The organism is Thalassobium sp. R2A62 (genome assembly GCF_000161835.1).
Taxonomy (GTDB): Bacteria; Pseudomonadota; Alphaproteobacteria; order Rhodobacterales; family Rhodobacteraceae; genus Thalassobium.
Window position 1 is genome coordinate 1 of sequence record NZ_GG697169.2, and the last position, 26,816, is coordinate 26,816.

Annotated in this window: 22 protein-coding genes, 1 pseudogene and 1 riboswitch; of the genes and pseudogenes, 17 read left to right on the forward strand and 6 right to left on the reverse strand. The window is 57.1% G+C overall.

Going from position 1 to position 26,816, the window contains the following annotated elements:
- The coding region (gene xseA / locus TR2A62_RS00005) for an exodeoxyribonuclease VII large subunit (RefSeq protein WP_009159847.1) at positions 1-1,277 on the forward strand (1,277 nt) is incomplete at its 5' end.
- A gap of 32 nt (positions 1,278-1,309) precedes the next feature.
- On the opposite strand, the gene TR2A62_RS19275 is transcribed toward xseA, so the two are convergent.
- Both TR2A62_RS19275 and TR2A62_RS18635 read right to left on the reverse strand, forming a co-directional pair.
- A complete protein-coding gene (locus TR2A62_RS19275) occupies positions 1,310-1,432 on the reverse strand; it encodes a hypothetical protein (RefSeq protein ID WP_009158820.1) in 123 nt (40 codons plus the stop codon).
- 63 nt (positions 1,433-1,495) lie between these two features.
- Positions 1,496-1,654, reverse strand: coding sequence for a hypothetical protein (locus TR2A62_RS18635; protein ID WP_009157791.1), 159 nt, complete (start codon positions 1,652-1,654; stop codon positions 1,496-1,498).
- Between the two features lie 238 nt (positions 1,655-1,892).
- On the opposite strand from TR2A62_RS18635, the gene TR2A62_RS00015 reads away from it, so the two are divergent.
- The 5 genes from TR2A62_RS00015 to TR2A62_RS00035 all read left to right on the forward strand — a co-directional run bounded on the left by TR2A62_RS00015 (position 1,893) and on the right by TR2A62_RS00035 (position 7,583).
- Positions 1,893-3,578 (forward strand): NAD(P)H-dependent oxidoreductase subunit E, encoded by a 1,686-nt coding sequence (locus TR2A62_RS00015; RefSeq protein WP_009159531.1) that lies wholly within the window; start codon positions 1,893-1,895, stop codon positions 3,576-3,578.
- Positions 3,575-4,204, forward strand: a complete 630-nt coding sequence (locus TR2A62_RS00020; protein ID WP_009158067.1) for a lysoplasmalogenase — start codon at positions 3,575-3,577, stop codon at positions 4,202-4,204. The genes TR2A62_RS00015 and TR2A62_RS00020 overlap by 4 nt, the downstream gene beginning before the upstream one ends.
- A 578-nt stretch (positions 4,205-4,782) precedes the next feature.
- Positions 4,783-6,000 (forward strand): signal recognition particle-docking protein FtsY, encoded by a 1,218-nt coding sequence (gene ftsY, locus TR2A62_RS00025; RefSeq protein ID WP_083791090.1) that lies wholly within the window; start codon positions 4,783-4,785, stop codon positions 5,998-6,000.
- 110 nt (positions 6,001-6,110) lie between these two features.
- Positions 6,111-6,968: a DMT family transporter gene (locus tag TR2A62_RS00030; RefSeq protein WP_009159771.1), complete on the forward strand. Its 858-nt coding sequence runs from the start codon at positions 6,111-6,113 to the stop codon at positions 6,966-6,968.
- Positions 6,969-6,977: 9 nt separating this feature from the next.
- Positions 6,978-7,583 (forward strand): inner membrane-spanning protein YciB, encoded by a 606-nt coding sequence (locus TR2A62_RS00035; protein WP_009158735.1) that lies wholly within the window; start codon positions 6,978-6,980, stop codon positions 7,581-7,583.
- 733 nt (positions 7,584-8,316) lie between these two features.
- Here the strand turns inward: TR2A62_RS00035 and TR2A62_RS00045 are convergent.
- The gene (locus TR2A62_RS00045; protein WP_009160544.1) at positions 8,317-9,012 is read right to left on the reverse strand and encodes a glutathione S-transferase N-terminal domain-containing protein; all 696 of its coding nucleotides are present in this window, start codon (positions 9,010-9,012) and stop codon (positions 8,317-8,319) included.
- Positions 9,013-9,100: 88 nt separating this feature from the next.
- Positions 9,101-9,178, forward strand: a riboswitch (SAM riboswitch).
- A gap of 59 nt (positions 9,179-9,237) precedes the next feature.
- Between TR2A62_RS00045 and metZ the strand changes: the two genes are divergently transcribed.
- From metZ to folE2, 4 genes and pseudogenes are all read left to right on the forward strand, one after another.
- Positions 9,238-10,413 (forward strand): O-succinylhomoserine sulfhydrylase, encoded by a 1,176-nt coding sequence (gene metZ, locus TR2A62_RS00050; protein ID WP_009158592.1) that lies wholly within the window; start codon positions 9,238-9,240, stop codon positions 10,411-10,413.
- Positions 10,410-10,769: a GNAT family N-acetyltransferase gene (locus TR2A62_RS00055; protein WP_009157536.1), complete on the forward strand. Its 360-nt coding sequence runs from the start codon at positions 10,410-10,412 to the stop codon at positions 10,767-10,769. Before metZ ends, TR2A62_RS00055 begins: the two co-directional genes overlap by 4 nt.
- Positions 10,770-11,289: 520 nt before the next feature.
- Positions 11,290-11,448, forward strand: a pseudogene (locus tag TR2A62_RS18280) (transposase); the annotation flags it as partial.
- A 162-nt stretch (positions 11,449-11,610) separates the two neighbouring features.
- Positions 11,611-12,714: a GTP cyclohydrolase FolE2 gene (gene folE2, locus TR2A62_RS00060; RefSeq protein ID WP_190275723.1), complete on the forward strand. Its 1,104-nt coding sequence runs from the start codon at positions 11,611-11,613 to the stop codon at positions 12,712-12,714.
- On the opposite strand, the gene TR2A62_RS00065 is transcribed toward folE2, so the two are convergent.
- Both TR2A62_RS00065 and TR2A62_RS00070 read right to left on the reverse strand, forming a co-directional pair.
- Positions 12,691-13,509: a hypothetical protein gene (locus TR2A62_RS00065; RefSeq protein ID WP_009159908.1), complete on the reverse strand. Its 819-nt coding sequence runs from the start codon at positions 13,507-13,509 to the stop codon at positions 12,691-12,693. The genes folE2 and TR2A62_RS00065 overlap by 24 nt on opposite strands.
- Entirely contained in the window at positions 13,506-14,582 is a 1,077-nt protein-coding gene (locus TR2A62_RS00070; protein WP_040819898.1) for a GSCFA domain-containing protein, read from the reverse strand. The genes TR2A62_RS00065 and TR2A62_RS00070 overlap by 4 nt, the downstream gene beginning before the upstream one ends.
- Positions 14,583-14,694: 112 nt before the next feature.
- On the opposite strand from TR2A62_RS00070, the gene TR2A62_RS00075 reads away from it, so the two are divergent.
- Together TR2A62_RS00075 and TR2A62_RS00080 are read left to right on the forward strand one after the other, a co-directional pair.
- On the forward strand, positions 14,695-16,146 hold the full coding sequence (locus tag TR2A62_RS00075; protein WP_009159572.1) for a TrkH family potassium uptake protein: 1,452 nt from the start codon (positions 14,695-14,697) through the stop codon (positions 16,144-16,146).
- A complete protein-coding gene (locus TR2A62_RS00080) occupies positions 16,143-17,720 on the forward strand; it encodes a thiamine pyrophosphate-binding protein (protein WP_009160388.1) in 1,578 nt (525 codons plus the stop codon). The genes TR2A62_RS00075 and TR2A62_RS00080 overlap by 4 nt, the downstream gene beginning before the upstream one ends.
- Before the next feature lie 67 nt (positions 17,721-17,787).
- Here TR2A62_RS00080 and TR2A62_RS00085 read toward each other — a convergent pair whose 3' ends face one another.
- Complete coding sequence (locus TR2A62_RS00085) at positions 17,788-19,584, reverse strand: serine protease (RefSeq protein WP_009157860.1); 1,797 nt, start codon at positions 19,582-19,584, stop codon at positions 17,788-17,790.
- Between the two features lie 191 nt (positions 19,585-19,775).
- Between TR2A62_RS00085 and TR2A62_RS00090 the strand changes: the two genes are divergently transcribed.
- The 5 genes from TR2A62_RS00090 to TR2A62_RS00110 all read left to right on the forward strand — a co-directional run bounded on the left by TR2A62_RS00090 (position 19,776) and on the right by TR2A62_RS00110 (position 26,803).
- Positions 19,776-20,699 (forward strand): glycine--tRNA ligase subunit alpha, encoded by a 924-nt coding sequence (locus TR2A62_RS00090; protein WP_009158751.1) that lies wholly within the window; start codon positions 19,776-19,778, stop codon positions 20,697-20,699.
- A 17-nt stretch (positions 20,700-20,716) separates the two neighbouring features.
- Positions 20,717-21,238, forward strand: a complete 522-nt coding sequence (locus TR2A62_RS00095; RefSeq protein WP_009160011.1) for a DUF6446 family protein — start codon at positions 20,717-20,719, stop codon at positions 21,236-21,238.
- Positions 21,238-23,337 carry a glycine--tRNA ligase subunit beta gene (glyS, locus tag TR2A62_RS00100; protein WP_009159280.1) on the forward strand — a complete coding sequence of 700 codons (2,100 nt, stop codon included), beginning with the start codon at positions 21,238-21,240 and terminating at the stop codon, positions 23,335-23,337. The genes TR2A62_RS00095 and glyS overlap by 1 nt, the downstream gene beginning before the upstream one ends.
- A 101-nt stretch (positions 23,338-23,438) precedes the next feature.
- Positions 23,439-25,994 (forward strand): putative PEP-binding protein, encoded by a 2,556-nt coding sequence (locus TR2A62_RS00105; RefSeq protein ID WP_009160058.1) that lies wholly within the window; start codon positions 23,439-23,441, stop codon positions 25,992-25,994.
- A 146-nt stretch (positions 25,995-26,140) separates the two neighbouring features.
- Entirely contained in the window at positions 26,141-26,803 is a 663-nt protein-coding gene (locus TR2A62_RS00110; RefSeq protein WP_190275684.1) for a cell wall hydrolase, read from the forward strand.
- The last annotated feature ends 13 nt before the right edge of the window (positions 26,804-26,816 follow it).

The window sequence follows — 26,816 nt, forward strand, 5'->3', positions numbered from 1 at the left end:
AGATGACCGCCAGCGGCATGCAGTCGAAATTCTCGCTGAATGCGCAAAGATTGTCTGTGGCGGGCGAAGGCGCGTTCATGGCGCTGTTGGAAAAGCGCAAAAAGATGCTGGCCGCCGAGGGGCTGTTTGACGAGGGGCGCAAGAAGCCGCTGCCCTATCTGCCCGACATTATTGGGGTTGTGACATCAACCCAAGGCGTGGTGATCCGCGATATTTTGCACCGTCTGCGCGACCGTTTCCCGCGCAAGGTTCTGGTTTGGCCTGTGGCCGTCCAAGGGCAATCGTCCAAGGACCAAGTCGCGGCTGCCATCGCAGGTTTTAATGCGCTGACACCTGGTGGAGCATTGCCGCGCCCTGATTTGATCATTGTCGCACGTGGCGGTGGATCGATCGAAGATCTGTGGAGCTTTAACGAAGAGGTGGTCGCACGGGCGGCGGCGGCCAGTGATATCCCGCTGATCTCGGCGGTGGGCCACGAAACTGACACGACGCTGATTGATTTTGTGTCGGATAAACGCGCGCCGACACCGACGGCTGCGGCAGAGTTGGCTGTGCCTGTCCGGCTGGATCTGTTGGCATGGGTTAGCGAGCAAGAGGCCCGTCTGAAACGCGCGCTGTCCCAAGGGGTCGCGCAGCGTGAGCAACGGTTGCGTGATTTGGCGCGGGCGCTACCCAATCTCGAGAGCCTTCTGGCCAATCCGCGGCAACGCTATGACATCACAAGCCAGCGAATGACCGATGCCCTGCTGCGCGCGGCACAGTTGAAGCGGCAAAAATTGACAGAAACCAGCGGTGCGTTGCGCCCGTCGGTTTTGACCAATCGCACCCAAAACGAACGGCGGCGCGTGAACGATCTTGGGCGGCAACTGGCCCCCAGCTTGGCCCGTACGTTGACCCGCCCGACGGACCGTTTGAGCAATTTGGCTGCACGTTTGACCACACGAAACCCATCTGCGCAGCTAGACCGGCAACGGGCCGATCTGGATCGTCTGAGCCAGAGGTTCGCAACCCGCGGTCAAAACCAGCTAGAGACCGCGCGGCAAAAGCTTGATGCGCTCGAGCGGGTGCGCAATTCGGTCGGGTATAAACAAACGCTGAAACGCGGTTATGCGGTGGTGCGCGGTGACGGCGCGCCAGTGACGACCGCCAAAGCGGCCAAGGCGGCAAGCAGTCTAGAGATTGAATTCCAAGACGGGACGGTGAGCCCGAGCGGTGCATCAAGCAAGCCTGCGAAAAAGCCAAAACCAGAGCCGCCCGAGCAGGGAAGCCTGCTGTAGCGCCGATGTTCAGTGGGTTGCGGATTTGTGGCCTAAACGCCGACGTTGGGGCCCAAGCACAACAACGGATCTGACGTCGGCTTGGCCTCGTAGAGTGCGTTGCTGTCCGCGTCGTTCCGGTATTTTGCGTCCAACCGACCCTCGCGTTCGTACATGTCCCAGCATTGTGGGTCGCCGCCGCCTTCGTAGACGAAACAGATGCTTTGCTCTTGAGGATACTAAACACCGTCTTCGCATTCGGCGACGTCTTGGCCTTTGACAAAGGACCATGTGACACGTCGGTTTTCCCGGTAGCGTTCGGCCCCATAAGGCACACCGTCGACAAGATAACGCAGGGTTTTTCCGGTGCCGAAGGCGTCGAATTCTTCGGCGGTCATGGGAGCGTCTGCAACAGCGGGGCTGGCCAAGACACTCAAGGCGAGGATCAGGTGTTTTATGTGTCGAGTTTGCCAGAGGTGGGGGCGTCTGACCAGTCACGGGTTTCCGATTGGCGTCATGTGGAGCCTCAACAGCGGTCCGCGCAACGCATCCGCCAAGGATTGTGTCGCTTTTGGCGTGGGCGAAGGGGCGGGTGCTGGGCTAGGTTGGCTGTGAAGTAGAAAAAGGGCTGTCGGCATGGCACTGGACGAACGCAAAGGTGTTTGGAAATCGGGCAAGGGCAAAGGACGCACGGGACCAAAGGGTCGCGCGTTGTTGGACGGCCCATGGGAAGAGGTCCGCACGCTGTTGGGGGATCGCCCACGCCGCAGCGATTTGTTGATTGAATTCCTACACTTGATCCAAGGCGCCTATGGCCATCTGAGCGCTGCGCATCTGCGCGCCTTGGCCGAAGAGATGCGGATGAGCATGGCAGAGGTCTATGAGATCGCGACGTTCTACGCGCATTTCGACGTGGTCAAAGAAGACGAGGCACCGCCGCCTGCATTGACCATTCGGGTTTGCGACTCGCTGTCGTGCGAATTGGCAGGTGCTCAGCAGCTCAAAGCCGCACTTGAGGACGGATTGGACGCCTCCGAGGTTCGCGTATTGCGCGCGCCTTGCATGGGGCGCTGTGACACGGCCCCTGTTTTAGAGCTGGGCCACGCCCATATCGACAACGCCACCGTGGAAAAAGTCGAAGCTGCGATTGCTGCGGGTGACACCCATGCGCATATCCCTGACTACGAGACGTTTGACGCCTACGTGGCCGAAGGTGGCTATGCCGCGCTGAAAGATTTGCGCGCGGATGGCAACTGGGAAGACGTGCAGGACAAAATCCTCGCTTCTGGCTTGCGCGGTTTGGGCGGTGCTGGATTCCCATCTGGTAAAAAATGGGGCTTTGTCCGTGCAAACGCAGGACCGCGCTATCTGGCGGTCAACGGCGACGAGGGCGAGCCGGGTACATTCAAAGACCGCTATTACCTAGAGCGCGTCCCGCATCAATTCCTCGAGGGGATGTTGATCGCAGCGTGGGCGGTCGAGGCCGAGACCTGTTTCATCTACATGCGCGACGAATACCCTGCGGTTTTGCATATTCTGGCAGAGGAAATCAAAGCGCTCGAGGCGGCTGGTATTGTCGAAGAAGGCTATATTGATCTGCGTCGCGGCGCGGGTGCCTATATCTGCGGCGAAGAATCCGCGATGATTGAGAGCATTGAGGGCAAACGCGGCATGCCACGTCACCGTCCGCCGTTTGTGGCGCAGGTCGGTGTCTTTGGTCAACCAACGCTGGTGCACAACATTGAAACACTGCATTGGGTCAGCCGGATTTGCCGCGAAGGTCCAGAGATTTTGAGTAGCGTCGAACACAATGGCCGCAAAGGTCTGCGCAGCTATTCTGTGTCGGGTCGCATCGCCAAACCAGGTGTGTTTTTGCTGCCCGCAGGATCGACGATCACCGAGATCATTGAAGCGGCAGGCGGCATGGCCGAGGGTCATGTGTTCAAAGCCTACCAGCCGGGTGGTCCATCATCGGGCCTGTTGCCTGCGTCTATCAATGATGTGCCGCTTGATTTCGACACGCTTCAGCCGCTGGGGACGTTTATCGGCTCGGCTGCCGTTGTGGTTTTGTCTGATCAGGACCGTGCACGCGATGCTGCATTAAACATGCTGCGGTTCTTTGAGGACGAAAGCTGTGGCCAATGTACGCCGTGCCGCGTGGGCTGTGAAAAGGCCGTCAAGTTGATGCAGGCGGATGCATGGGACCAAGAGCTGTTGACGGATTTGTCGACGGCGATGGTTGATGCGTCGATTTGTGGTTTGGGACAAGCTGCCCCAAATCCGATCAAGATGGTTATGACCCACTTTAAAGACGAGATATGAGCGACCTCTCACTGGCTCTGACATTGCTCGGAGCCAGTTTGAGTGCGGCATTGGCTTATTTGCCAATGACGGTGCGGGCGCCATCGATCCTGAGATCCGTGTTCAAAACGGTGCCTGTAGCGCTGTTGGCTGTCATCGCGTGGTGGCAGGGGGGCTCTTGGGTCTTGGTCGCGGCCTTTGTGGCCAGCGCCATGGGCGATTTGGCATTGTCGCGTGACGGAAAAATCGCGTTTCTCACCGGAATGATCAGCTTTGCCGTGGCGCATCTGGCCTATCTCGTGGTGTTCCTGCCGTTCTATGGAGGGGTGACGGTGTGGGCCTTTGTGCTCGTGGCGTTGACAGGTGTCATGGCGATCGCCATGTGGCGCAACGCAGGCGAATTACGCGGGCCGATTTTGGGCTACATCGCATTGATTTGCGTGATGGGGATCGTGGCCTTTGGCGTTGTCGGCGTGGCATGGGTGCCAGTGGCTGCTGCGTTTTTCATCGTGTCAGATGCCATGATCGCGGTGCATATGTTCATGTGGCAACCGCGTGTGCGTGGCATTGAGGTGCTGCCACCGGCGATCTGGGTCACGTATATGGCCGCACAGCTCCTGTTTTTGGTGGCCTTTGTGGCGGTTTAGGGCGTCTGGGCCTTTTATTGCTGCCGATTGCCGATTAGGTCTGAGAGAACAATTTCAGCGAAAGCACCGGCATGGCATTCTTCAAAAAACTCAAAGAACGTTTGTTCAAATCCTCGTCTAAGATTAAGGAAGGGTTGGACGCGATCGTCGAAGAGGGTGGTGTTGAAGAAGAGCTGGTGGTGGATACGGCCGCGCAAGAGGCCGAAGCGGAACGCGTTGAGGCTGAACGTGTTGCGGCCGAGCAGGCAGAGGCTGCGCGCATTGAAGCAGAGCGTGTTGAAGCCGAACGCTTAGAGGCCGTACGTGTAGAGGCGGAGCGGATCGAAGCCGAGCGGTTAGAGGCGGAGCAGGTTGAGCGCGCGCGCTTAGGGGCGGAACGCGCAGCGGCCCAAGCCGCAGAGGAAGCGGCCCGTGATGCCGCCGAAGCCGAAGCAGAAGCCGCACGGATCAAACAAGAAGAATTGGCTGCAGCGACCGCATTGGCCGAGCAACAAGCCGCCGAAGCCGCCGCTGCTGCTGCCGCGGCAGAAGAAGCAGATCGGGCCGCCCAAGAGGCTGCTGCCGCCGAAGCCGCACGTTTGGCCCAAGAGGCCGCAGATCGTGCGGCGTCTGAAGCGGCAGCCGAAGCTGCACGCCAAGAGGCAGACGCCGCACGCCAAGCAGAGGCAGATGCGCGCGCCGCCCAAGAGGCCGCAGGTCGCGCAGCATCTGAAGCCGCTGCCGAAGTTGCACGCCAAGAGGCCGAAGCTGCCCGTCAAGCGGACGCGGCTGCTGCAGCAGCTGCGGCGCAAGCAGAGGCGCAAGCCGCTGCCGAAGTGGCTCAAGAACCGGTGGCCGCTGTGCCGCTGTCTGAACGCGCGCCAATTGCTGCGGCATTGACGGAAGAGCCCAGCGAAGAGACCGCCAAAAAACCCGGCTTTTTCGGGCGGATGTTGGGACGCGGCGAAAAGAAAACAGTCGTGCGCCGTGCGCTGGATGACGACATGCTCGAGAGCCTCGAGGAATTGTTGATCACTGCCGACATGGGTGTGCATACGGCGCTACGTGTGACGGCGAATATGGCCGAGGGACGCTTTGGCAAAAAGCTGTCGGTGGACGAAATCAAAGAGCTGCTTGCGTCGGAAGTCACCCGTATTATGGAACCCGTCGCCAAGCCAATGCCGCTATATGCCAAGAAACCGCAGGTGGTTTTGGTTGTGGGCGTGAACGGTTCGGGCAAGACAACAACCATCGGCAAACTGGCCAGCCAGTTCCGCGCTGCAGGCAAGTCCGTGGTGATCGCAGCGGGCGATACGTTTCGTGCCGCTGCAGTTGAGCAGTTGCAAGTTTGGGGCGACCGCGCCGGTGTGCCGGTTCTGACCGCCCCCGAAGGGTCGGACCCTGCCAGCCTCGCGTTTGATGCGATGACACAGGCCGAGGCGGATGGCGCAGATCTGTTGATGATCGACACGGCTGGGCGTCTGCAAAACCGCGCCGATCTGATGGAAGAGTTGGCCAAGATTGTCCGTGTAATCCGCAAGAAAGATCCCGAAGCGCCGCACAACACATTGTTGGTGCTGGATGCGACAACGGGTCAAAACGCGCTGTCACAGGTCAAGACGTTCCAAGAGCTGGCGGATGTTTCGGGCCTTGTGATGACCAAGCTTGATGGCACAGCCAAGGGTGGCGTTCTCGTGGCGCTGGCTGACAAATTCGGCCTGCCTATTCACGCGATTGGCGTGGGCGAACAGATTGACGATCTCGCACCCTTCGATCCCGAAGACTTTGCCGCGGCCCTGACAGGTCTGAACCGCTAGATGCCTCACATCCCCAATAATTTCGGGGGGCGGGGGCGGATGGCCCCTAGGTTTGAAGTATCCTAAGCGATTGGCTGATCTCACTAGAAGGTACGGCGGCCGGTCACCGGGTGGCGCTGGTCCTTGCGCTTGCTGCGGCTGTTTTGCACGCGGTGTTTGGGGCGCTGCAAAAGGGGCGATATGATCCGTGGTTGGCGCGCGGGACCGTCGATTTTTGCTATAGCGCGATTGCTGCACCCTTGGCCTTGTTTGTAGTGCCGTGGCCCGAGCCGCATATGTGGCTGATCTTTGCGGGCGCCTATGTGATCCACGTTTGCTATAAATTGCTACAGGCGTGGGCCTATACCAAGGGGGCCTATACGGTCGTCTATCCGGTGGTGCGCGGAACAGGGCCCCTGTTTGCCGTCATTGGCGCTGGCATCATTTTCAGCGAGACTTTTTCAAGTGTTCAGTGGATGGGCGTGGCCGTGCTGTTGGCCGGTATCTTTGGTTTGGCTGTCTACAATCTAGCGACGATCACGGCGGATCGCGACACGCTGGTGTCAGCGTTGGGGTTGGCTGTGCTGACCGGTCTTTTTGTGGCTCTTTATACGACCTATGATGCCTACGGCATTCGCGCCACGGCTGACCCGCTGACGTTTCTGGCGTGGTTCTTTTTCCTCGATGGATTGGGCGTGATGCCGGGGATCGCATGGATGCACTATCGGCGCATGGCGCAAAAGCCTGAACTGGTGCCGCTGTTTCGATTGGGTGTCATAGGCGGCGTCACCGCGATGGCATCGTTCGGATCGATTATGTTGGCCACACGGCTGGACCAAGTCGGCGAAGCGGCCGTGCTGCGCGAGACCTCGACCGTCTTTGCCGCAATAATTGGCTGGGTCTTCTTGAAAGAGACAGTCGGCCCCCGCAGATTAGGTTTGATGGCTTTGATCGCAGTTGGGGCTGTCATTGTAGAACTGGGCGGGTAAAAGGACATCATGGCACAAAAAGAAATCAACCCGATCCTCAAGCAAGTCCTCGAACTGGGGCCAACGCTTGTCTTTTTCCTGATCTATCTGCGCATCCGCGACAACGTATATACGTGGGGCGGGACCGAGTATTCGGGGTTCACTGTCGCAACGATCGTGTTCGTGCCGATCCTATTGGCCGCGATGGGGATTTTGTGGTTCCTGACCGGTAAGCTGAGCCGGATGCAAATATTCACCGCTTTTATGGTGATCTTTTTTGGGGCGCTCACGGCCTATTTTAATGACGAGCGGTTTTTCAAGATGAAGACTACGCTGGTCTATGGCGTTTTTGCAGTGATCCTAGGAATTGGATTGCTGCGTGGGCGGTCGTATCTAGCCTATGTCATGGCCGAGTTCATGCCAATGCAAGACGAAGGCTGGATGATCCTGACCAAGCGTTTGGCGTTGATGTTTGCGGGGCTGGCCATCGCGAACGAACTGATCTGGCGCAACCTGTCGACGGATCTATGGGTCAAGATCGAGACCTTTGGATTTCCTATCGCGCTGTTTGCGTTTTTGTGGCTTCAGATTGTTGGATTGCAGAAATACCTGATCGAAGAGCCGAGCAAAGACTAACGCCACCCAAGAAAGAGCATTAGGACCGCCACACATGGATTGCTGACCAAGTAGCAAGAGAAATAAGTAGTAGGCATGAAAAAATGGCTATGTAGCTAGCCCATGTTGAAATTGTGTTTATCCGTTCAAAGTATGCTTGATAGTCAACATATCGCCTTGGCTGTTCAAAGCTTGATCCAAGCAATGGAGAAAGCATAGATGCAAATAGTATGGTTGCAGTGACGGAAGCTAGAAGTGAGATGTGAAGAACCCAAAAGAGTGCGCGTGTTGTGTTTGGATAAATCATCGCGCCATAGCGTTATTGTAACCAAGCTACGATAGCAAATAACAACAACACTAGAACAAAAATTGTTGCGTAGTTTCCTGAGAACGTAACGTAGTATGTGTCATGGTAGGCAGGCTCAGAGCGCTCCGCTTGATGCAAAAAAAACCATTACTTGAGCAAAGCTGATTACGGTGATTACAGCATATGTTGCAGTCGCAATAGCAAACAATGAAAATGGAGGCCAACTCCGAAACTGCGCGACCAAGGGTAGGACAACTAGCGCAAACAGGTAGATGAATTTTGTGTCAAAGAGCATTCCTTTTGACGTAGCTTGTCCTGTTTCTCGCAGTATTTGACGAACGCCGCCCCTGCGTTTCTTGGGGGTTCCCCTTGGCGGTTTCTTCTGCGGCAAACGTTAACCACTTGTCTTGCAACATATAAAAACCCCACCCTTTGGCGCGTGCAATCTCACGCGCTTTTAAACAGTTTGTCCTGCGCGCCCTTGTCGGATTTGAAATCTCCGCGCAGGTCGGCGTGGACTGCGCGGCCACGGATCACCGCGGGGCGCGCTGACACTTGATCCAACCAGCGTTTCATGTGGGGTTTGTCATCCAGCGTTTGCTGCTGTCCTTCCCACAATAATGCCCAGCCCCAGACTGACATATCGGCAATGGAATATTCATCGCCTGCCACAAATTCGTTGTTCGCCAGTTGCCGGTCCAGCACGCCGTATAGCCGAGCCGTCTCGCTGCGATAGCGGTCTTTGGCGTAGGCCAGGTCGTTGGGCGGATCCATCGCGGGTGCGTATTTCAAAAAGTGGTGCGCTTGGCCTGCCATTGGTCCCAGACCACCCATTTGCCACATCAGCCACTGATCAACCGCGATGCGTTTGCGTTCTGTGCTGCCGCCGAACTGGCCGGTTTTGCGCGCAAGGTATTGCAGGATTGCGCCGCTCTCAAACATCGAGATGGGTGCGCCGTCCGGGCCGTCGGGATCGGTGATCGCAGGCATCCGGTTGTTGGGCGAAATCTTGAGAAACTCAGGGGTGAACTGGTCGCCTTTGCCGATGTTGATCAGGTTGACGCGGTAGTCGAGCCCCATCTCTTCGAGGGCGATTGTCGCCTTCCATCCGTTGGGGGTCGGCCAGAAATAGAGATCGATCATTGCGTACGCTCCTGAAGTATCACGTTAGAATGACGGATAGCGCCAAAGTTGCAAGGGCAGGTCTTGACCGCTTTGCAGGTGCGGCATAAACAAACGGTGTGGCGATTTGTTACCGGATTGCGGGCCACGTTAAATAATCTGCTAAAAGGGGTCGGTCGCGTTTTCGCCTCGGAACCTTACGGTCCGAGGTTTTTTATTTGGGGTGACCCCCAACAGGAGAATGACATGACAGAGCTGTCAAAACGCACCAAAGCGGTTCACGCAGGGATCAGACGATCGCAATACGGCGAAGTGGCCGAGGCGATGTATCTGACCCAAGGGTTTGTCTATGAGACGGCCGAAGACGCCGAGGCGCGTTTCATCCAGTCAGGGGATGATGAATTCATCTATGCCCGTTACGGCAACCCGACGGTCCGGATGTTCGAGGAACGTATCGCAGCCCTTGAGGGTGCCGAGGACGGGTTCGCCTGTGCCAGTGGTATGGCGGCGGTGTCTGGTGCGTTGATGTCCATGCTGCGGACGGGGGACCATGTGGTGTCGTCGCGCGCGTTGTTTGGATCGTGTCACTATGTGCTGGACGAAGTGCTGACGCGGTTCGGGGTCGAGGTCACGTTTGTCGACGGGACTGATTTGGCGGCATGGAAGGCGGCGATCCGGCCTGACACCAAGGCGGTGTTTTTCGAAAGCATGTCGAACCCCACGTTGGAATTGGTTGATATCGAGGCCGTCTCGAAGCTGGCTCATGCGGTCGATGCGGTGGTGATTGTCGACAATGTATTTGCCACGCCAGTGTTTTCGGATGCGATTGCGCAGGGGGCCGATGTGGTCGTGTATTCGGCGACCAAACATATCGACGGGCAGGGACGTGTTTTGGGTGGAGTGATCCTAGGCACCCGCGAGTTCATTCGCAAAACCGTCGAGCCCTACATGAAACACACCGGCGGTTCGATGAGCCCGTTCAATGCGTGGCTGCTGGTCAAAGGCCTAGAAACGATGGAGCTGCGCGTGCGGGCGCAGACGTTCTCGGCCATGCGGATCGCAGATGCGCTGTCGCAGAACGGTGCTTTGACCAGTGTGATTTATCCTGGGCTCGAGAGCCATCCGCAGCATGATCTTGCCATGAGCCAGATGAATGCGGGCGGCACGATTGTGGCTTTTGATTGCGGCAGCAAAGAGCGTGCGTTCAAGATGCTGAATGCGCTCGAGATTGCGGTAATTTCTAACAATCTGGGCGACAGCAAATCGATTGCAACACCGCCTGCAACCACCACGCACCAACGGCTGCGCGAAGAAGATCGCGCCGAGTTGGGCATCACGCCCGGCTTGATCCGGTTTAGTGTCGGGCTTGAGGATGCCGATGATCTGATCTCTGATTTGACGGCGGCGATTGGCGTGATGTGATCCGGCAGTATGTGCCCCAAGATGCGGGTGCGTTGGCGCTGATTTATTATCGCGGTGTCCACGAGGGGGCTGCTGGGGCCTATAGTGCGGCACAGCGCGCCGCATGGGCACCCGAGGTGCCAAGCGCTGAGGCGTGGCACGCGCGGTTGTCGGCTTTGACGACTTTTGTCGCCGACGACGTGGGGCCTGTTGGGTTCATGTCCATGGACGGTGACTATCTGGATTTCAGTTATGTGCTGCCCGAACGTCGCGGCGATGGCACGGCGGCCGCGCTCTATGATGCTTGCCTTGCGTGGGCGCAGGATCAAAGATTTGCGCGGCTGACGTTTGCATCTGCAATGCCTATCGACAATTGAATCAAAGTTAACCGATAACTCTCGTTTCAGGAATGATACAATTTCGTCGACTGTATCTTGAAGTTTTGGATCCATGTCGCTCATCAAATTGGGGCAAAGTAGAGTGCGGTTAAAACGAGAAAAATAATGATAACTGCTGATTTAAAGCCCCTGATTGTGCGGTCTGGCAGGTTGTGCGCATGCCAAAGGGTGCTGGGGCTGAAAATAGACAAATATAGCGCCAAAAAATATGCGTAGCTTGATGGCTTCCCTTTGTCCAATTGGTGGTTTCGAAACCAACGGAACTGATCCCAAAAAACAGGGTGGGTTATCAGAATGGAAGCGCGCTTAAAGAAGATTATCAGAGCCAAAATAAGAATAAATACCGCGTATATTTTATTAAAGAAAAGCCTCGATATGTTTGGTCATTTGAAACACGAAAGCAAAATCCCACAAACGGTGACTCTTGTCACGCACGACTTTGTTGCACAAATAGGCTGATGGGATTCACTGCATGAATCCAACGTGATAGCTGAAGGCCATGAGCAGTTGGGCCCCTACGAAGTATAAGACCAAGAATTGGTCGTCTTACAATGACAGTTTGAAACAGCGCGGATCGTTATCGATCTGGTTTGATCCAGAGATGGTTTGGACACCTCCGCCAAGTGGTAAGCGGGGTCGGCAGCAGCCCTGTCAGGATCGGTTTGGACGTCGCATCCTGGGGGCGGTGTGACGGGCTACGACATTGGCGGGGCAGGTTCAATCTGTTAGCAAGGGGCGTCTCAACAGGGGTCTACCCATGGAAATTGATCGTGATACGCCCCATATGAAGCTCTTGCGGCCCGAAGATGGGGAGACCGAGATGACCTTAGAGGGTCAGGAGTTTGAGCGTGAACCAACGCAGGACGAGGCGCGTGAGGCGTTGGCGTTGCTGCGGCAGTGGGCCGTGTCTGTGACCGACGAAGAGATCGCGACGTTGGATGCATTGGTGTCGTGTCTCGTTCCGGGTCAAGAATTGATGAATTATCCGGCTCTTGCGCGGGCCTATCCCGAAGAGTTCGAGGTTGATGAGCTGTACAAGGCATCGATGCCCGATCTGCAGAACGGACCATCCAGCCTGATCCGTGGGGCCAAGCAACAGATCCAGCATGTTGGAATTTCGAATTTTCGCCTGCCCATTCAGGTGCGGACACGTGGTGGCGCACCTCTGACGCTGGAAACCAGTGTGACAGGCACAGTGAGCCTAGAGGCCGAGAAAAAGGGCATCAACATGTCCCGCATTATGCGGACGTTTTACCGCCGTGCGGAAGAGACGTTCAGCTTTGACGTGATTGAGCGGGCTCTGGAAGATTATAAGGCCGATCTAGAGAGCTTTGACGCGCGTATCCAGATGCGGTTCTCGTTCCCGATGAAGGTGGACAGCCTGCGATCGGGGCTGTCGGGCTATCAGTATTATGACCTCGCTCTTGAGGTGATCGATGTCGGGGGCGTGCGCCAAAAGATCGTTCATCTGGACTATGTGTATTCGAGTACATGCCCCTGTTCGCTCGAGCTGTCGGAACATGCGCGTCAGTTCCGTGGGCAGCTGGCAACGCCGCATTCCCAGCGGTCTGTTGCGCGCCTGTCGGTCCAAGTTGACGAAACAGCTGGGATTTTGTGGTTCGAGGATCTGATTGATCTGTGCCGACGTGCGGTGCCGACCGAAACCCAAGTCATGGTCAAACGCGAGGACGAGCAAGCCTTTGCCGAACTGAACGCGGCCAATCCGATCTTTGTGGAAGACGCAGCACGGTCATTTTGTGAATTGCTACAGGCAGACCCGCGGATCGGTGATTTCCGGATTGTCGCGTCTCACCAAGAAAGCCTGCATTCCCATGATGCAGTGTCGATCCTGACGGAAGGCGAAACTTTCAGTGCCGACAGCATCGACCCCAAACTGTTTTCAACCTTGTTTCACGTCGGCTAGCACCGCCTCTTGGATTTGATCCAGCACCAGCCCGCCGTACGTGGCGTTGGCGTGGTCATAATCCGTCCGGTCATGTTCAAACCGTCCCGTTGCTGCCAAGCGGATCGATCCACGTGACATTTCGCGTTTGGTCATGATTCCGCGCGAGATCGTTGATTTGGGTTGAGACAGGACTGTGACGTTGGCATCTTTTGCCAATTCGGTCAGGGTCAAACGGTGGATGTTGTTCATGATGCGTCCGTCACCTGACACTGCGATATTTTGCAACAGGACGTGATTTGGATCATCCGAATGCACGGCGTCTTGGCTAACGTGGGGTTGGGGGCACAGGTAGATCGGTTTGTCGGTATGTTCGCGCAGCAGGACGGCAAAACGGGTCCACAAACGGCGCCCCATATGTTCAACAGCGATGGTTTCAAACGCCGAGCGTGACAACAGAGCGGGTTCCATCTTTGCGAGGTCTTCGACCTCTTTGAGCGAGGCCATTCCAAGAAAGCGTGCATCACGGTGCAAACGCACAAGGTTCGAGCTGGCCGAGTTACATCCGACGATGACGAAGGCCTCGAAGCGGTCTAGTTCAATGCCCGCGCCTCCGCCGAGTTTGGCAAAGGCGACTTTGGCGTCTTCTGTCCGTGGGCGCAGAACGCCGTCGATGACTTCGGTCTGGACCAGTTTGGTTTTATGGGCTCCGACCATTTGAGGGGCGAGCTCAGACCAGCGTTCAGGCGCCTCGAGATGGGCGGTGCGCAGGGCTGCGATGTGGCTGTTGCCAAAGAGGCAAATCGGAATGCTCATGTGTCAGGCTCGGCAAAGGCGTCTAGCAACAGATCGTCGCAAATCAGATCGGTGTCTGACCCGGCGTCTTCTTCGGCGGCGCTATCGGTTGGTTCGGGTGGGGCCGTGTGTTCGTCCATCGGGGCGAGGCCGGTGCTGTCAAAGAAGATCGACATTACACGTTCAACCGCATCCTCGCGGACACCGCGCAGATTGGCGTCAAACCATGGTCCACCTGTCGCGTGGCTGGTGACCAATTCAAAGCTGGGAAAGTAATCAACGTCATCATGTTCGCGGGCAAATTCACCGGCGGCGGCGCGCAGCGCGGATTTGGACCATGTTGTCGCGGACAACACGTGGTCATCGGCGGCCGTGGCTGTCAGCGGAACAGGTGAGACTGTCAGCAGCAGCTTCATGTCTGGATTGAACCGTTTCAGCGCACGCCGGATATCGCCCAAATCGGCCAGAATGTCGGCTGTTGGCATGTTGTAGAACAGGTGTTGGTCGGCATCAAATGTGCCCGCCGCGACACCGGGGCAGCTGGGAAAGGCGCGGCCTGTCTCTGCATCGACCCAAGTTTCGGTCAACCCAAGTGTGAATACAAAGAGATCGGCCTGTTTGAGCATCTGTGACGTGCGTTTCAGGTGGTAGGCACGGTGCAACAAAACGCCGTCTTCGGATTTGAGACCTTCGGGCTCAACGGTGGGGCGAAAGGCGTCGACGAATTGTTTGCCCTTGGACCAGACATAGCGTTTGTCGGTAAATCCGGTGGCCACGTCCTCGAGCAATTGGCGCATTTGGCGTGTCGTATAGATGTTGCCGTAGCGGCCTGAAAAGAGGCTGTAGCCAAACTGATGAGCCAGCGGTTTGGACATCAATTCGGGGGGCTGTTCAGCCTCAAGCACGTCGCAACCTGCCATTCGCAAAAAGCGGCCGATGTGCTGAGCAAAGCAGCTGCCAGCAGTGGCAAAAGACATTTCGTCTGTGATCGGGAATTTCGGGCGGAACAACCCTTTGAAGCGGGTAATGTCCGCTTTCGCTACGCCGCTGCGCCAAAAGGCATGGAACGGAAGCTTGGTGTAGGGATGCGACATGGGCACACAGTCTCATTTCAGCCCAAGCACGTCAAGAATGTGCGGCCGCAAATAGGCGTGGAAAAAACCGTGACGCTTGACAGTTTTGGTGTGCGGCCCCAAGGGTTTTGTCATGTTTGAAATGCGACCCGTTGGATATGTGATCGGCCTGCTTGTGGCTGTCTTGGGGCTGACCATGTTGGTGCCGATGTTTATCGACCTGCGCGCAGGCAACGGCCATTGGGTCGTGTTCGCGGAAAGCGCGATCATCACTGTGTTGGTGGGCGCGCTGGTTTCAATGTCCTGTGCTAATGCGGTGTCTGCGGGATTGACGATCAGGCAAACATTTTTGCTGACCACGTTTGTTTGGGTTGCTTTGCCTGGGTTCGGGACGTTGCCGTTCGTGTTGGGCGACGCACAAACCAGCATCACCGACGGATTTTTCGAGGCGATGTCGGGCCTGACGACCACAGGTTCAACTGTGCTGACGGGGCTTGAGGATTTGCCACCTGGATTGCTGATGTGGCGGGCCATTCTGCAATGGCTGGGCGGTGTTGGTATTATTGTTGTGGCGATGGTATTTTTGCCGGAGCTGCGTGTTGGCGGTATGCAGATTTTTCGCTCCGAAGCCTTCGACACTATGGGTAAAATCCTGCCGCGTGCCGGTGAAATCGCGAGCCGTATTTCGGTGATCTACCTTGGCCTGACAGGGGCATGTGCGGTGACCTATGGTGCGCTGGGCATGGGACCGTTTGATGCGATCACCCATGCGATGACGACGATCGCGACAGGCGGTTTTGCAAATTACGACGCCTCAATCGGGGCGTTTGGGGCAGGGGTCGAATATGCGGCCTGTGTGTTTATGCTGCTCGCGGCGTTGCCATTTGTGCGCTACGTCCAACTGCTGGCGGGCACGGCGCAGCCGCTGTTTCTGGATAGCCAAATTCGCGTTTTCTTTACCACCGTCTTTATCATCGTGGCGATGATCACGCTGTGGCTGTGGAACAGTTCGGCTCTGACCGGCGAGGTTGCCCTACGCAAAGCATTGTTCAACGTGGTGTCGATCATCACCGGCACGGGCTATGCCAGTGCAGACTATATGCTGTGGGGGTCATTCGCCGTTGTGATGTTCTTTTTCATCGGCCTGATCGGTGGTTGTGCGGGATCGACGGCCTGTTCCATCAAAATCTTTCGCTACCAGTTGCTGTTCGCCAGCATCAAGGCGCAGGTTCGGCGCATCCATTCCCCCAGCGGCATTTTTACGCCGCGCTATCAGGGCAGAACTGTCAGTGATGACGTGCTGAGTTCGGTCATGTCGTTCTTTGTGTTCTTCACCGTGATCTTGGGGATCGTGGCAGTCGCGCTGTCGATGACGGGTCTGGATTTCATCACATCAATCTCTGGGGCCGCAACCGCGATGGCCAACATCGGTCCCGGTTTGGGATCAGAGATCGGACCATCGGGGAATTTCTCGGGTCTGAATGATGTTGCGAAATGGATTTTGACCACGGCAATGTTGATTGGTCGTCTCGAAGTCATGGCCGTCTTTACCCTGCTTACTGTTCAATTTTGGAGAGCTGTATGAAGCCTCTTGGAGCTCAGATTTCGCACATGCTGCGCGCACGAGGCGTTGATACGATCTTTGGTATTCCGGGGGTGCATAACCAAGAAATGTACCGCGGTATCGAAGAGGCCGGGATCACCCATGTTCTGGCGCGTCACGAACAAGGTGCGGGATTCATGGCCGATGGATATGCACGTGCGACGGGCAAACCGGGTGTGGCCTATGTGATCACGGGGCCGGGGCTGTGCAACATTATGACGCCCATGGGACAGGCCTATTCTGACAGCGTGCCGATGCTGGTGATCTCTAGCTGTCTGGACGAAGTGGCGTCGACCCGTGGTCAGTTGCACCAGATGCGCGACCAAGAAGGGGCGGCGGGCTGTGTCTGTGATTGGTCTCAGACGGCAACAACGGCGCAGGCCGCGTACCGTTTGATTGATCGCGCGTTGATGGAGTTCGAAACCCAGCGGCCGCGCCCCAAACATATCCAAGTGCCGATCAAACTGCTTGAAGCGCTGGCAGAAGATCCGCCTGCGGCGTTGGCCCGTCCCAAGACCAGCCCAATCTTTGCCCCGTCAGATATGGCGCCGGTGATCGACGCGCTGAAGACTGCGCATAAACCGTTGTTCATTGTGGGTGGTGGCGTGAAATACGCCAGCAACATGTGGAGGATCCTGCGCAATACCGGTGCGGTTGTGATGACCACATATGCCGGACGTGGCGTGGTTGATGGTACGGATGAACGGGTGATCGGGTCGTGGTTGGCGCGGCCAGACAGTGCCGATGTGATTGCCCAAGCCGATTTGGTCATAGCCGTTGGCACAGAGCTGGCCGATGTGGATTTGTGGCGTGATCATTTGGGGCACGATGCCCCATTGGTGCGCATCGATATTGATGCCGAAGTTTTGTCTGACGCCATGCGTGCGGAAATTCCGGTACTGGCTGATGCATCTGACGCGTTGGGGCATATTTTCAACGAGACTGAAGGCTGGGACAAACCGTGCCATTGGGACCGCAACAAGATCGCGGTGCAAAACGAGTTGTGGCGCGCCGAGACCGACGCAGAACGCCCCGGCATTTTGCCGATCTGCGAAGCGCTGCGAGAGGCCGCGCCCAAAAACACGATGTTCTATTCCGACATGACCCAGTTCGCCTATGTCGCCAAAGAGGTGATCCCGATGAGCGAGCCGGGGCATTGGCACCACCCGTATGGCTTTGGGACGTTGGGCTATGCGATGCCCGCCGCTGTTGGCGGGGCCATGGCGCGGAGCGGGAAGCCGACCATCGCCATCGCAGGCGATTACGGGTTTCAATATACGCTTCAAGAATTGGGTGCTGCGGTCGAAATGGACCTGCCCTTGCCGATCATCCTGTGGGACAACGGCAAGCTAAAAGAGATCGAAGACAGCATGGTGCGCGCGCAAATCGCGCCCAATTCAGTCATCGCCCACAACCCTGATTTCTGCAAATTGGCCGAAGCCTATGGCGCCTATGCGGCTGCACCGACAACGATCTGCGCGTTCCAAGATGCGGTGACAACTGCACTGGCCGCAGACAAGCCGACGCTGATCTACGTCACGCCGCATCTGACCTAAGCGTCCGTTCTAGATTGAGATCCGGATGTGCGGCGAGGGGGCTGTCCCCCTCGCGCAGTTGATCCGTTTATTCGCCCCAGCAGCTGACCAGAACGGTCATCTTTTGGGCCGCCAAGGTCATCATCTCTGGTGTCATCGATGTTGCAACCTCTTGGGTGTTGATCGTGATGCCGGCCTCTGTCAGCGCGGCCGAGATCGCATCGCTGTCTGCAACAAAGCTGACCTGTGGTGGCAAGGTCTGACCATTGCTATTCCCCTTGGGCAACAGCATGCCTAGCACCGAACCCGTTGTGTCAAACACAGGGCCGCCTGCATCGCCTGCTTGGGCCGTGAGGGCCAGACGTTTGAGATCTTCTTCGCCGTTCAACCCGCGAATGTCAGCCAGCTTGCCAAAAGTAAGCGCGGGTACAGGTAAGATGCCTTGGTAAGGGAAGCCTGCGACGGCGACTTCGGATTGCAAACGCGGCACGCGCGACTGGAAGACGGCTGATTTCTCGGGGGCTAGAGCCGCTGAGGGTTTCAGCACAGCAAGGCCTAGATCGGCGTTCTCATAGACGATGGATGCGTCATAGTCTTGGTCGAGGGTGATCCTTGCGCAGGAGCCGACGGCCTCGGACGTGGTGAGGACCAAGCCATTGGCATCAAGGTAGAACCCTGTCCGCGACAGATCAGGTTTGCGCACATCAAGGCCAGAGATCAGGTCAATGGCCTGATCTTCACCAGGCTCGCCCATGGCAGGGTCGAGAACACCTTCGAGACGTTCAAAGCTGCTCTTCATATCGTCGAGGATACGCGTGCGGCGTTCGTCGTCACCGGACGGCCACACCAGCATAAAGCCTTTGATCTCGCCATTGCGCAGCTCGGCAGTGACGTAGGTGTGGTGCTCTTGGTTTTGACCGTCGATCTCAAAGCCGCTGTTGGTGCGGTTGCGCGGCCCTTCAGTGGGAACAACCTCGAGGGTCTGCAAAATCTCGTAGAGACCAAAGAGGGTGGTCTGATCGCCAGCTTGCGAGATCATCATCAACTGTGCAGGCACGTCGCTAGTGGGGGCATAGCGGGCAAACGGAGGCTCGTAAGCGTCGATTGCAACGATGCCCAGCGGCACGTTCATGCGGATGCCGACAATGTCGTCACGGACTGGACGCAGGTTCACACCCTCAAGCACGGCGTTATAGGCGGCAAGCAGTTCAACACGCTGGAGGGTCGTCAAAACACCAGTGGGTTCGTGATTGTTGGCCTCTTGCCATGTGCGCATCGATCCACGTGTGCCGCGGCCATACGAGCCGTCGATTGCTGCTGTATAAAATCCGGCCCACTTGAGCGCGATCTGCAGATCTTTTTTGTCTTCGCGGCTCAGTTCGGCCTCAGAGGCGCGGGCCTCTTGGCGGGTTTCATCTGGGTTTTGGATCTGAGGAACCTCGACAACGGGCTCGGGCTCTGGTTTGATCACAGGCTCAATTGTTGGTTCTGATACTGCAACTTCGGGTGCGGCTTCGGGTTCTTGGGCGATCGGGTCAACAATGTTTGCAGTGCCCAAAACGCTGACGCCAACTGGCCAGAATTGATTGCGGTAGTTTCGGCCTTCGGCGACAAAGCTATCGCCAGGAATAAGACCGTCGCGGCGCAACTGGCGGGCCAGTGCGGCCGCATCGGCAGGGGTGTAGGGGCCAAGTGCGATACCGTACCAGCCAGACCCAAGGTCGAAACCGTTCACGTCTTGCAAGTTGCCGGAATAGTCCTGTGCGCGTTCTTGCGCGCGCGTCAGTTTGGACTGGGCTTCGATCTGGATCCAAGCGACCTCTTGGGCCAATGTGGCGGTCGCGAAAAAAGCCGAAAACAGCAAGCTACAAAATAAGCGTATCATCAATGGTCCCCGAGGATGCAGCCAGATTGTAACCGGCTGATTTATTGGTTGCGGTTAACCTAAGCTGGATCGACGTGGGGTGCATCCGAAAAATAACCCAAATCGCGTGACAAATTAGGGGCCGTGGCGGAATTGACCCTCTGGCCGCCGCGGCCTAGTAAGGCGCTGTTACAACCAAGGGCGCACCAGTTATGTCAATCGACAAACCCAAGAGTTTTCAAGAGATCATCCTGCGGTTGCAAAGCTACTGGGCTGAACACGGATGCGCTGTAATGCAGTCCTACGACATGGAAGTCGGTGCGGGCACGTTCCACCCTGCGACAACGATGCGGTCGTTGGGGTCGACGCCGTGGTCTGCGGCCTATGTTCAGCCATCCCGCCGGCCCACCGATGGCCGCTATGGCGACAGCCCAAACCGGTGGCAGCATTATTACCAGTATCAGGTCATCATCAAACCGTCGCCGCCCAACCTGCAGGAATTGTATCTGGGGTCGCTGCGGGCCATTGGCATTGATATGGCGATGCATGACATCCGTTTTGTCGAGGATGACTGGGAAAGCCCGACATTGGGCGCGTGGGGTCTAGGCTGGGAAGTCTGGTGTGACGGGATGGAAGTGTCCCAGTTCACTTATTTCCAGCAGGTTGGTGGCCATGATTGCAAACCGGTTTCTGGTGAGCTGACCTACGGGTTGGAACGCCTCGCAATGTATATTCTGAACTGCGACGACGGAAACGAGATGCCGTTCAACGCACCTGATGCCCCGATTCCGCTGACCTATGGTGATGTGTTCCGCGAGGCAGAGGCACAATATGCACGGTGGAATTTTGATGTGGCCGACACAGACACGTTGCTGCGCCATTTTGAGGATGCCGAGGCCGAGTGCGCCCGCATTCTGGCCGAGCCACATGATGACCCCAAGACGGGCCGCCGTATCGTTATGGCGCTGCCTGCCTATGACCAATGCATCAAGGCGAGCCACGTGTTCAACCTGTTGGATGCGCGCGGCGTGATTTCGGTCACGGAACGTCAGGCCTATATCGGTCGGGTGCGGACATTGGCCAAGGCCTGTGCCGACGCGTTTGTGCAAACCCGAGCAGGAGGCTGGGCCGCGTGATCGCCCGGATAATCATTATGGCGCTACTTGCATCTGCTTTGGCCGCTGGCGGTTTGATGTACTACCAGCAGGTCTATGCCTATTATGAAGAGATCACCGTCGCAGAAGATCGGTCTGTGCAGATGACGTTGCTCGCCTATGAAATGCCCGAAGATATCCTGTTTGAGGATTTCCAAGGCATTGACGCAGATAGCTCGCCCTTGCGGTATCGCGCATGTTTTCAAACACCTGACAGCCACGCGATGTTGACGGAAACCTACGTCATCGTCGACGATGCCGAGCCACGGGTCGCACCGCGCTGGTTTGATTGTTTTGACGCAACCGAGATCGGTGAAGCCATCGAAGACGGCAGCGCGATCGTGTTTTTAGGCACGCGCAACATCGAATACGGCATCGACCGCGTTGTCGCTGTCATGGACGACGGTCGCGGCTTTGTCTGGCACCAGATCAACGAATGCGGTGAAGTGGTTTTTGACGGCAATCCTGTGCCGGAAAACTGCCCCCCTCAACCCCAACCTGACGCAGAAGGGGACAACTGATGTCCGATCTTTTGATTGAGCTTTTTTCCGAAGAAATCCCTGCACGGATGCAAGCCAAGGCGGCAGATGATCTCAAGCGTTTGGTGACCAACGGATTGGTCGAGGCTGGGCTGACCTATGCGAGTGCGGGTGCGTTTTCGACACCGCGCCGTTTGGTGTTAACTGTCGAGGGTTTGAACGACCGTTCCGCAGATGTGCGCGAAGAGCGCAAAGGCCCACGCACCGACGCACCTGAAAAGGCGCTCGAGGGGTTTTTGCGGTCGACTGGTTTGACCAAAGATCAGCTAGAAGAGCGTGACGACAAAAAGGGGGCCGTTTGGTTCGCGATTGTTGAAAAGCCAGGCCGTGCGGCATCCGAGATCGTGGCCGAAGTTCTGGATGCGACGATCCGCAACTTCCCATGGCCCAAATCAATGCGCTGGGGCAACGGCAGCCTGCGGTGGGTGCGCCCGCTGCATTCGATCTTGTGCATTCTCAGCGCCGAAGACGGGGCAGAGGTTGTGCCGCTGGACGTGGACGGGATCGTCTCGGGCGATGTCACGTTTGGTCACCGCTTTTTGGCGCCGGACGCCATTAAGGTCGTGAATTTCGATGATTGCAGCACAAAGCTCAAGCAGGCCTATGTCGTGCTAGACGCATCCGAACGGGCCGAGGCGATCTGGGCAGATGCAACGAACCAAGCGTTCGCCAACGGGCTAGAAGTGATCGAGGATCGCGGGCTGTTGGCCGAGGTTGCAGGACTGGTCGAATGGCCTGTCGTTCTGATGGGGCCGATCGCCAAAGATTACCTGAACTTACCGAGTGAAGTGCTTCAATTGTCTATGAAAGAGCACCAAAAGTTCTTTTCCGTGAAGAACCCAAAGACGGGCCGGATCGAGCAGTTTATCACTGTGGCAAATATAGAAACGGCGGATAACGGCGCGACGATTTTGGCTGGCAACGGCCGTGTTTTGTCGGCGCGTTTGGCAGATGGCAAGTTCTTTTGGGAGAACGATCTGCGCGAAGCCAAGTCTGGCATGAAGGGCTGGCTACAAGCGCTTGAAAACGTGACGTTTCACAACAAGCTGGGATCAGTTGCTGAACAGATTGAACGCATTTCGGATCTAAGCGGCCATTTGGCGGCGACCACAGGGGCCGATCCTGTGATGGCCACGACAGCCGCGCAGCTGTCTAAGGCGGATCTGAGTTCTGAAATGGTCTACGAATTCCCAGAACTTCAAGGGGTTATGGGCCGCTACTACAGCGCAGAGGCGGGCCATGACGCCGCTATTGGTGCTGCCATAGAAGAGCATTATTCACCATTGGGCCCGTCAGACGATGTGCCGACCGCGCCAGTGTCGATGGCGGTTGCTTTGGCGGCCAAAGTGGACACGCTGGCAGGCTTCTGGGTGATCGACGAAAAGCCAACGGGTAGTAAAGACCCTTTTGCCCTGCGCCGTGCGGCATTGGGTGTGATCCGGTTGGCGGTCGAAAACGATCTGCGGTTCGGATTGCGCGACGTGTTTGCCCGCCAAGCGACGGTGGTGTCAAAGGCCCAAGATGGGTCTGATGGTGTGGATTCTGACGCTATTTCTGACAGCCTGATGGGGTTCGTCCATGACCGTCTGAAGGTCTATCTCAAGGATCGTGGCGTCAAACATGATGTGATCGACGCCAGTGTGGCGATGCCGGGCAATGATGATCTAAGCCTCTTGGTGCGCCGTGCCGAAGCGCTGTCTGGTTTCTTGCGGACCGACGATGGCGAGAACTTGGTTCAAGGGTTCAAGCGCGCGAACAACATGCTGACGGCTGAGGAAAAGAAGGACGGTGTCGAGTATTCCTTTGGCGCGGATATCAAATTTGCCGAGACCGACGAAGAGCGCGCATTGTTTGCAGCTCTGGATGCGGGCGAGCCTGCGATTGTTGCGGCGATGGGTGCCGAAGATTTTGAAACGGCGATGGCTGCAATGGCGCAATTGCGCGGTCCAGTTGACGCATTTTTTAAGGCTGTGAAGGTGAACGCAGACAGCGATGTGATCCGCCGCAACCGTCTGAACCTGCTGAGCCGGATTAGCAAAACCTGTCTTTCGGTTGCTGACCTAACCCGTTTAGAGGGCTAAATCTGCCCCAACGCTGACGCACGTAAACATTGCGTGACAGCGTGGAATGTCTATGCTGCGGCTGAATTCTTTACGCCGCAGTGCAGAAAGGTGAGTGCGCCATGCCTCATCGTGCCAATTTTTCAAACCTGACGTTGATCACGCCCACGGCCAAGATGTCAGCGGACGTTCACGGCGGACGGGCAAAGTGTCTGCAGCGTTTGGTGCGGCTGGATATGCCTGTGCCAACTACGGTTTCACTGGATTTTAAGTCGGTTCAATCGATTGCCAGCGGCACGATGCCGGATATGGACGTGTTGATCGAACCCTTTGGCGGGGCGCCGTTGTTGTCTGTACGGCCCAGCAGTGAGGATCCCGATTGGGGTGGTCCCGGCGCGATTTTGAACATTGGGATGAACAATACCAAACTGGTTGAATTGTCCAAAGAAGTCGGCGAACGGGCCGCGACCGCGCTGTACCTGCGATTTATCCAAGCGTTTGCCGTGCATGTCGCGCGATTGGACCCAGACGAGTTTGATGTCCCAAGCGAGCCTACGGCCCAAGCGTTAGAGGCTGCGCTGTCGGCCTATGAAGCCGATGCAGAAGAGCCGTTTCCACAAGACCCTATTCGTCAATTGACCGAAGTTTTGCGGTCGATGGCGCGTGCATGGGAAGGGACAACCGCGCGGTTGCTGCGTCAGGCCAAAGGAGCGCCTGCGGATGCTGGTCTGGGATTGGTTGTTCAGGCGATGGCGCTGGGTGTTGGGGCCTCCGAGAGCGGATCGGGCGTGATTCAATATGTCGACGAGACAACGGGCGAGACCCAGATCAAAGGCCGCTATCTGAGCCAAAGCCAAGGGCGCGAGGCGCTGAGCCTTGATGCCCCTGCGATCTATCTGACGCGGGACGAACGCGGCGCATCATTAGAAGAGTTGTGCCCTGACATTTTTGCCGAGCTTTTGCGGTTTGGCGATGTCTCGCGGTTGCGGCTGCGCGAAGAGATGCAGATCGAATTTACGATTGAAAGCAACAGTCTGCGCATTCTGGATGCGGTTCGGTTACAACGGTCTTCACGGGCTGGGGTCAAAATTGCGGTCGCTTTGGCCGATGATGGTGTGATCCCACGCGAAGAGGCGTTGATGCGGGTGGAACCGGTCGCGTTGAACGAATTGTTGCACCGCCAAGTCGCCCCCCAAGCGGTGCGGGACGTCTTTGGCCAAGGGATCGCGGCCAGCCCCGGTGCGGCCCGTGGGCGTATTGTGTTCACTGCGAACGAAGCGCAGGCAAGTGCGGCGCGCAAAGAGGCCTGTATCCTCGTGCGGCGTGAAACCACGCCAGAGGATATTCGCGGAATGCACGCAGCCCAAGCTGTCGTCACGGTACGGGGCGGCATCACCAGCCACGCTGCGGTCATCGGGCGGGGCATGGGTTTGCCTTGTGTCGTTGGCGCGTCGGATTTGGTGGTTGATGCGCGCAAGCGTCAATTGGTGTCGCCGGATGGTCGGGTTCTGGTCGAAGGTGACATGCTGACCGTGGATGGCACGTCGGGCCAGCTATTGGTGGGCGAGCCACCGTTGCGCGAGGCGTCATTGGATGGAAGCTTCCAGACCCTGCTAAGCTGGGCGGATGATGTGCGCGATATTGGCGTTCGGGCCAACGCGGACACGCCGTCTGATGCACAAACTGCGCGCAATTTCGCGGCCCAGGGTATCGGGTTGTGCCGGACCGAGCACATGTTTTTTGACGATGATCGTCTGACTGTGATGCGCGAGATGATCTTTGCCGATGATGCAGAGGATCGCCGCACGACGCTGGACCGTTTGTTGCCAATGCAGCGGGCGGATTTTATCGAATTGTTCGAGATTATGGCAGGGCAGCCCGTGTGTTTGCGACTGTTTGATCCGCCCCTCCACGAATTTTTGCCCAGCGATCGTGCGGGCCTGCGTGATTTGGCCGAAGCGCTGGATCGCCCGCTGTCGGATGTGACCGAACGGGTTGGTGAGCTGCGCGAATATAACCCGATGCTGGGTATGCGCGGTGTGCGTTTAGGCGTCTCGATCCCCGAGATCTATGAAATGCAGGCGCGCGCGATTTTTGAGGCGACAGTTGCCTTGGCCGAACGTGGTGTCATCGTGCGCCCCGAGATCATGATCCCGCTGGTCAGCGCACGGCGCGAAGTTGAACTGGTCAAAACGCAGATCGACGCGCTGGCGGCTGAGGTGCAAACCAAGAGTGGTCAGACCTTTGACTATAATCTCGGTGTGATGGTTGAGACCCCGAGGGCCGCATTGCGCGCGGGGGATATTGCCGAACATGCAACGTTCCTGAGCTTTGGTACAAACGACCTGACACAGATGACCTATGGTTTGTCGCGCGATGATGCGGGACGTTTCATGTCGGATTATGTGCGCCAAGGTGTCTATCCCGAGGATCCGTTTCACAGCTTTGACGTCGAAGGTGTGGGTGAATTGGTGTCGATCGGGGCTAATCGGGGTCGGTCGCAACGCAATGACGTGGTTTTGTCGATCTGTGGCGAGCATGCGGGCACGACGGATGCCATCGCTTTTGCTCGCGCAAACAGATTCGATTACGTTTCGTGTTCGCCATTTCGCGTGCCTGTGGCGCGGCTTTCCGCTGCTCGTTTGGTCGTGGCTGAGAAACTGTCACCCCGCCGGTAGTGGTTTGCGCCGAAGAACCAGCAAAATATAGGTGTTTGGGCGTTTGACACTGCGTGATTTGCCGCTTGGGTGGACGTTTAGGGACTTCTGCACTAGACGAGCCGTGCCTTGCGGTGGCTTGATCGTGCATGTCTGTTGGATTTGGAATGACTTCTTTTCGTTTGGTTTTGGTCGCTGTGGCCGCTTTGTGCATTGGATCCGCTGGATCTGCACAGTCTGTTCTTGAGACGCGGCTTAGGTCGCTCTTGGGCGCAGAGCGCAGCGCAATGGAGGCAATTCCAACCAGCCGCGCGGGTGTTTTGACGACCCCGCCATCCGCTCAGGCGCGCAACATTCCGGTGCGTCCGGCAGAGCCAGAGTATTCAAACGCGTTTCTTGCAGGTGTTCCGAGTGCGACAGGTGGACCCGAGTGGCGCTGTCTGTCCGAGGCGCTGTATTTTGAGGCGCGGGGCGAAAGCGTACGGGGCATGTTTGCGGTCGCCGAGGTAATCCTGAACCGTGTCGATGACCGCCGGTATCCAAATTCGCTGTGCGGTGTCATTAACCAAGGCACGGGGCGCAAGTTTGCCTGTCAGTTTACATATACCTGTGACGGCAAGGCCGAAGTCATTTCGGAGCCAGCAGCCTTTGCCAAGGTTAGCAAGGTCGCGCAGATTTTGATGGATGGCGCACCCCGGACATTGACAGATGGCGCCACGCATTATCATACGCGCGCGGTGAGCCCGAACTGGTCCCGCAAGTTTCCGCGGACCACGACCATCGGATCGCACCATTTCTACCGCCAGCCAACGCGCACTGCGTCAAACTGATCTCGCGCCGGAT

Coding starts and splice junctions, on each gene's coding strand:
- TR2A62_RS19275 (WP_009158820.1), bottom strand. CDS start 1,432: ATGTACGAACGCGAGGGTCGGTTGGACGCAAAATACCGGAACGACGCG.
- TR2A62_RS18635 (WP_009157791.1), bottom strand. CDS start 1,654: ATGACCGCCGAAGAATTCGACGCCTTCGGCACCGGAAAAACCCTGCGT.
- TR2A62_RS00015 (WP_009159531.1), top strand. CDS start 1,893: ATGGCACTGGACGAACGCAAAGGTGTTTGGAAATCGGGCAAGGGCAAA.
- TR2A62_RS00020 (WP_009158067.1), top strand. CDS start 3,575: ATGAGCGACCTCTCACTGGCTCTGACATTGCTCGGAGCCAGTTTGAGT.
- TR2A62_RS00035 (WP_009158735.1), top strand. CDS start 6,978: ATGGCACAAAAAGAAATCAACCCGATCCTCAAGCAAGTCCTCGAACTG.
- TR2A62_RS00045 (WP_009160544.1), bottom strand. CDS start 9,012: ATGATCGATCTCTATTTCTGGCCGACCCCCAACGGATGGAAGGCGACA.
- metZ (WP_009158592.1), top strand. CDS start 9,238: ATGACAGAGCTGTCAAAACGCACCAAAGCGGTTCACGCAGGGATCAGA.
- folE2 (WP_190275723.1), top strand. CDS start 11,611: ATGACCTTAGAGGGTCAGGAGTTTGAGCGTGAACCAACGCAGGACGAG.
- TR2A62_RS00065 (WP_009159908.1), bottom strand. CDS start 13,509: ATGAGCATTCCGATTTGCCTCTTTGGCAACAGCCACATCGCAGCCCTG.
- TR2A62_RS00070 (WP_040819898.1), bottom strand. CDS start 14,582: ATGTCGCATCCCTACACCAAGCTTCCGTTCCATGCCTTTTGGCGCAGC.
- TR2A62_RS00075 (WP_009159572.1), top strand. CDS start 14,695: ATGTTTGAAATGCGACCCGTTGGATATGTGATCGGCCTGCTTGTGGCT.
- TR2A62_RS00080 (WP_009160388.1), top strand. CDS start 16,143: ATGAAGCCTCTTGGAGCTCAGATTTCGCACATGCTGCGCGCACGAGGC.
- TR2A62_RS00085 (WP_009157860.1), bottom strand. CDS start 19,584: ATGATACGCTTATTTTGTAGCTTGCTGTTTTCGGCTTTTTTCGCGACC.
- TR2A62_RS00090 (WP_009158751.1), top strand. CDS start 19,776: ATGTCAATCGACAAACCCAAGAGTTTTCAAGAGATCATCCTGCGGTTG.
- TR2A62_RS00095 (WP_009160011.1), top strand. CDS start 20,717: ATGGCGCTACTTGCATCTGCTTTGGCCGCTGGCGGTTTGATGTACTAC.
- glyS (WP_009159280.1), top strand. CDS start 21,238: ATGTCCGATCTTTTGATTGAGCTTTTTTCCGAAGAAATCCCTGCACGG.
- TR2A62_RS00105 (WP_009160058.1), top strand. CDS start 23,439: ATGCCTCATCGTGCCAATTTTTCAAACCTGACGTTGATCACGCCCACG.
- TR2A62_RS00110 (WP_190275684.1), top strand. CDS start 26,141: ATGACTTCTTTTCGTTTGGTTTTGGTCGCTGTGGCCGCTTTGTGCATT.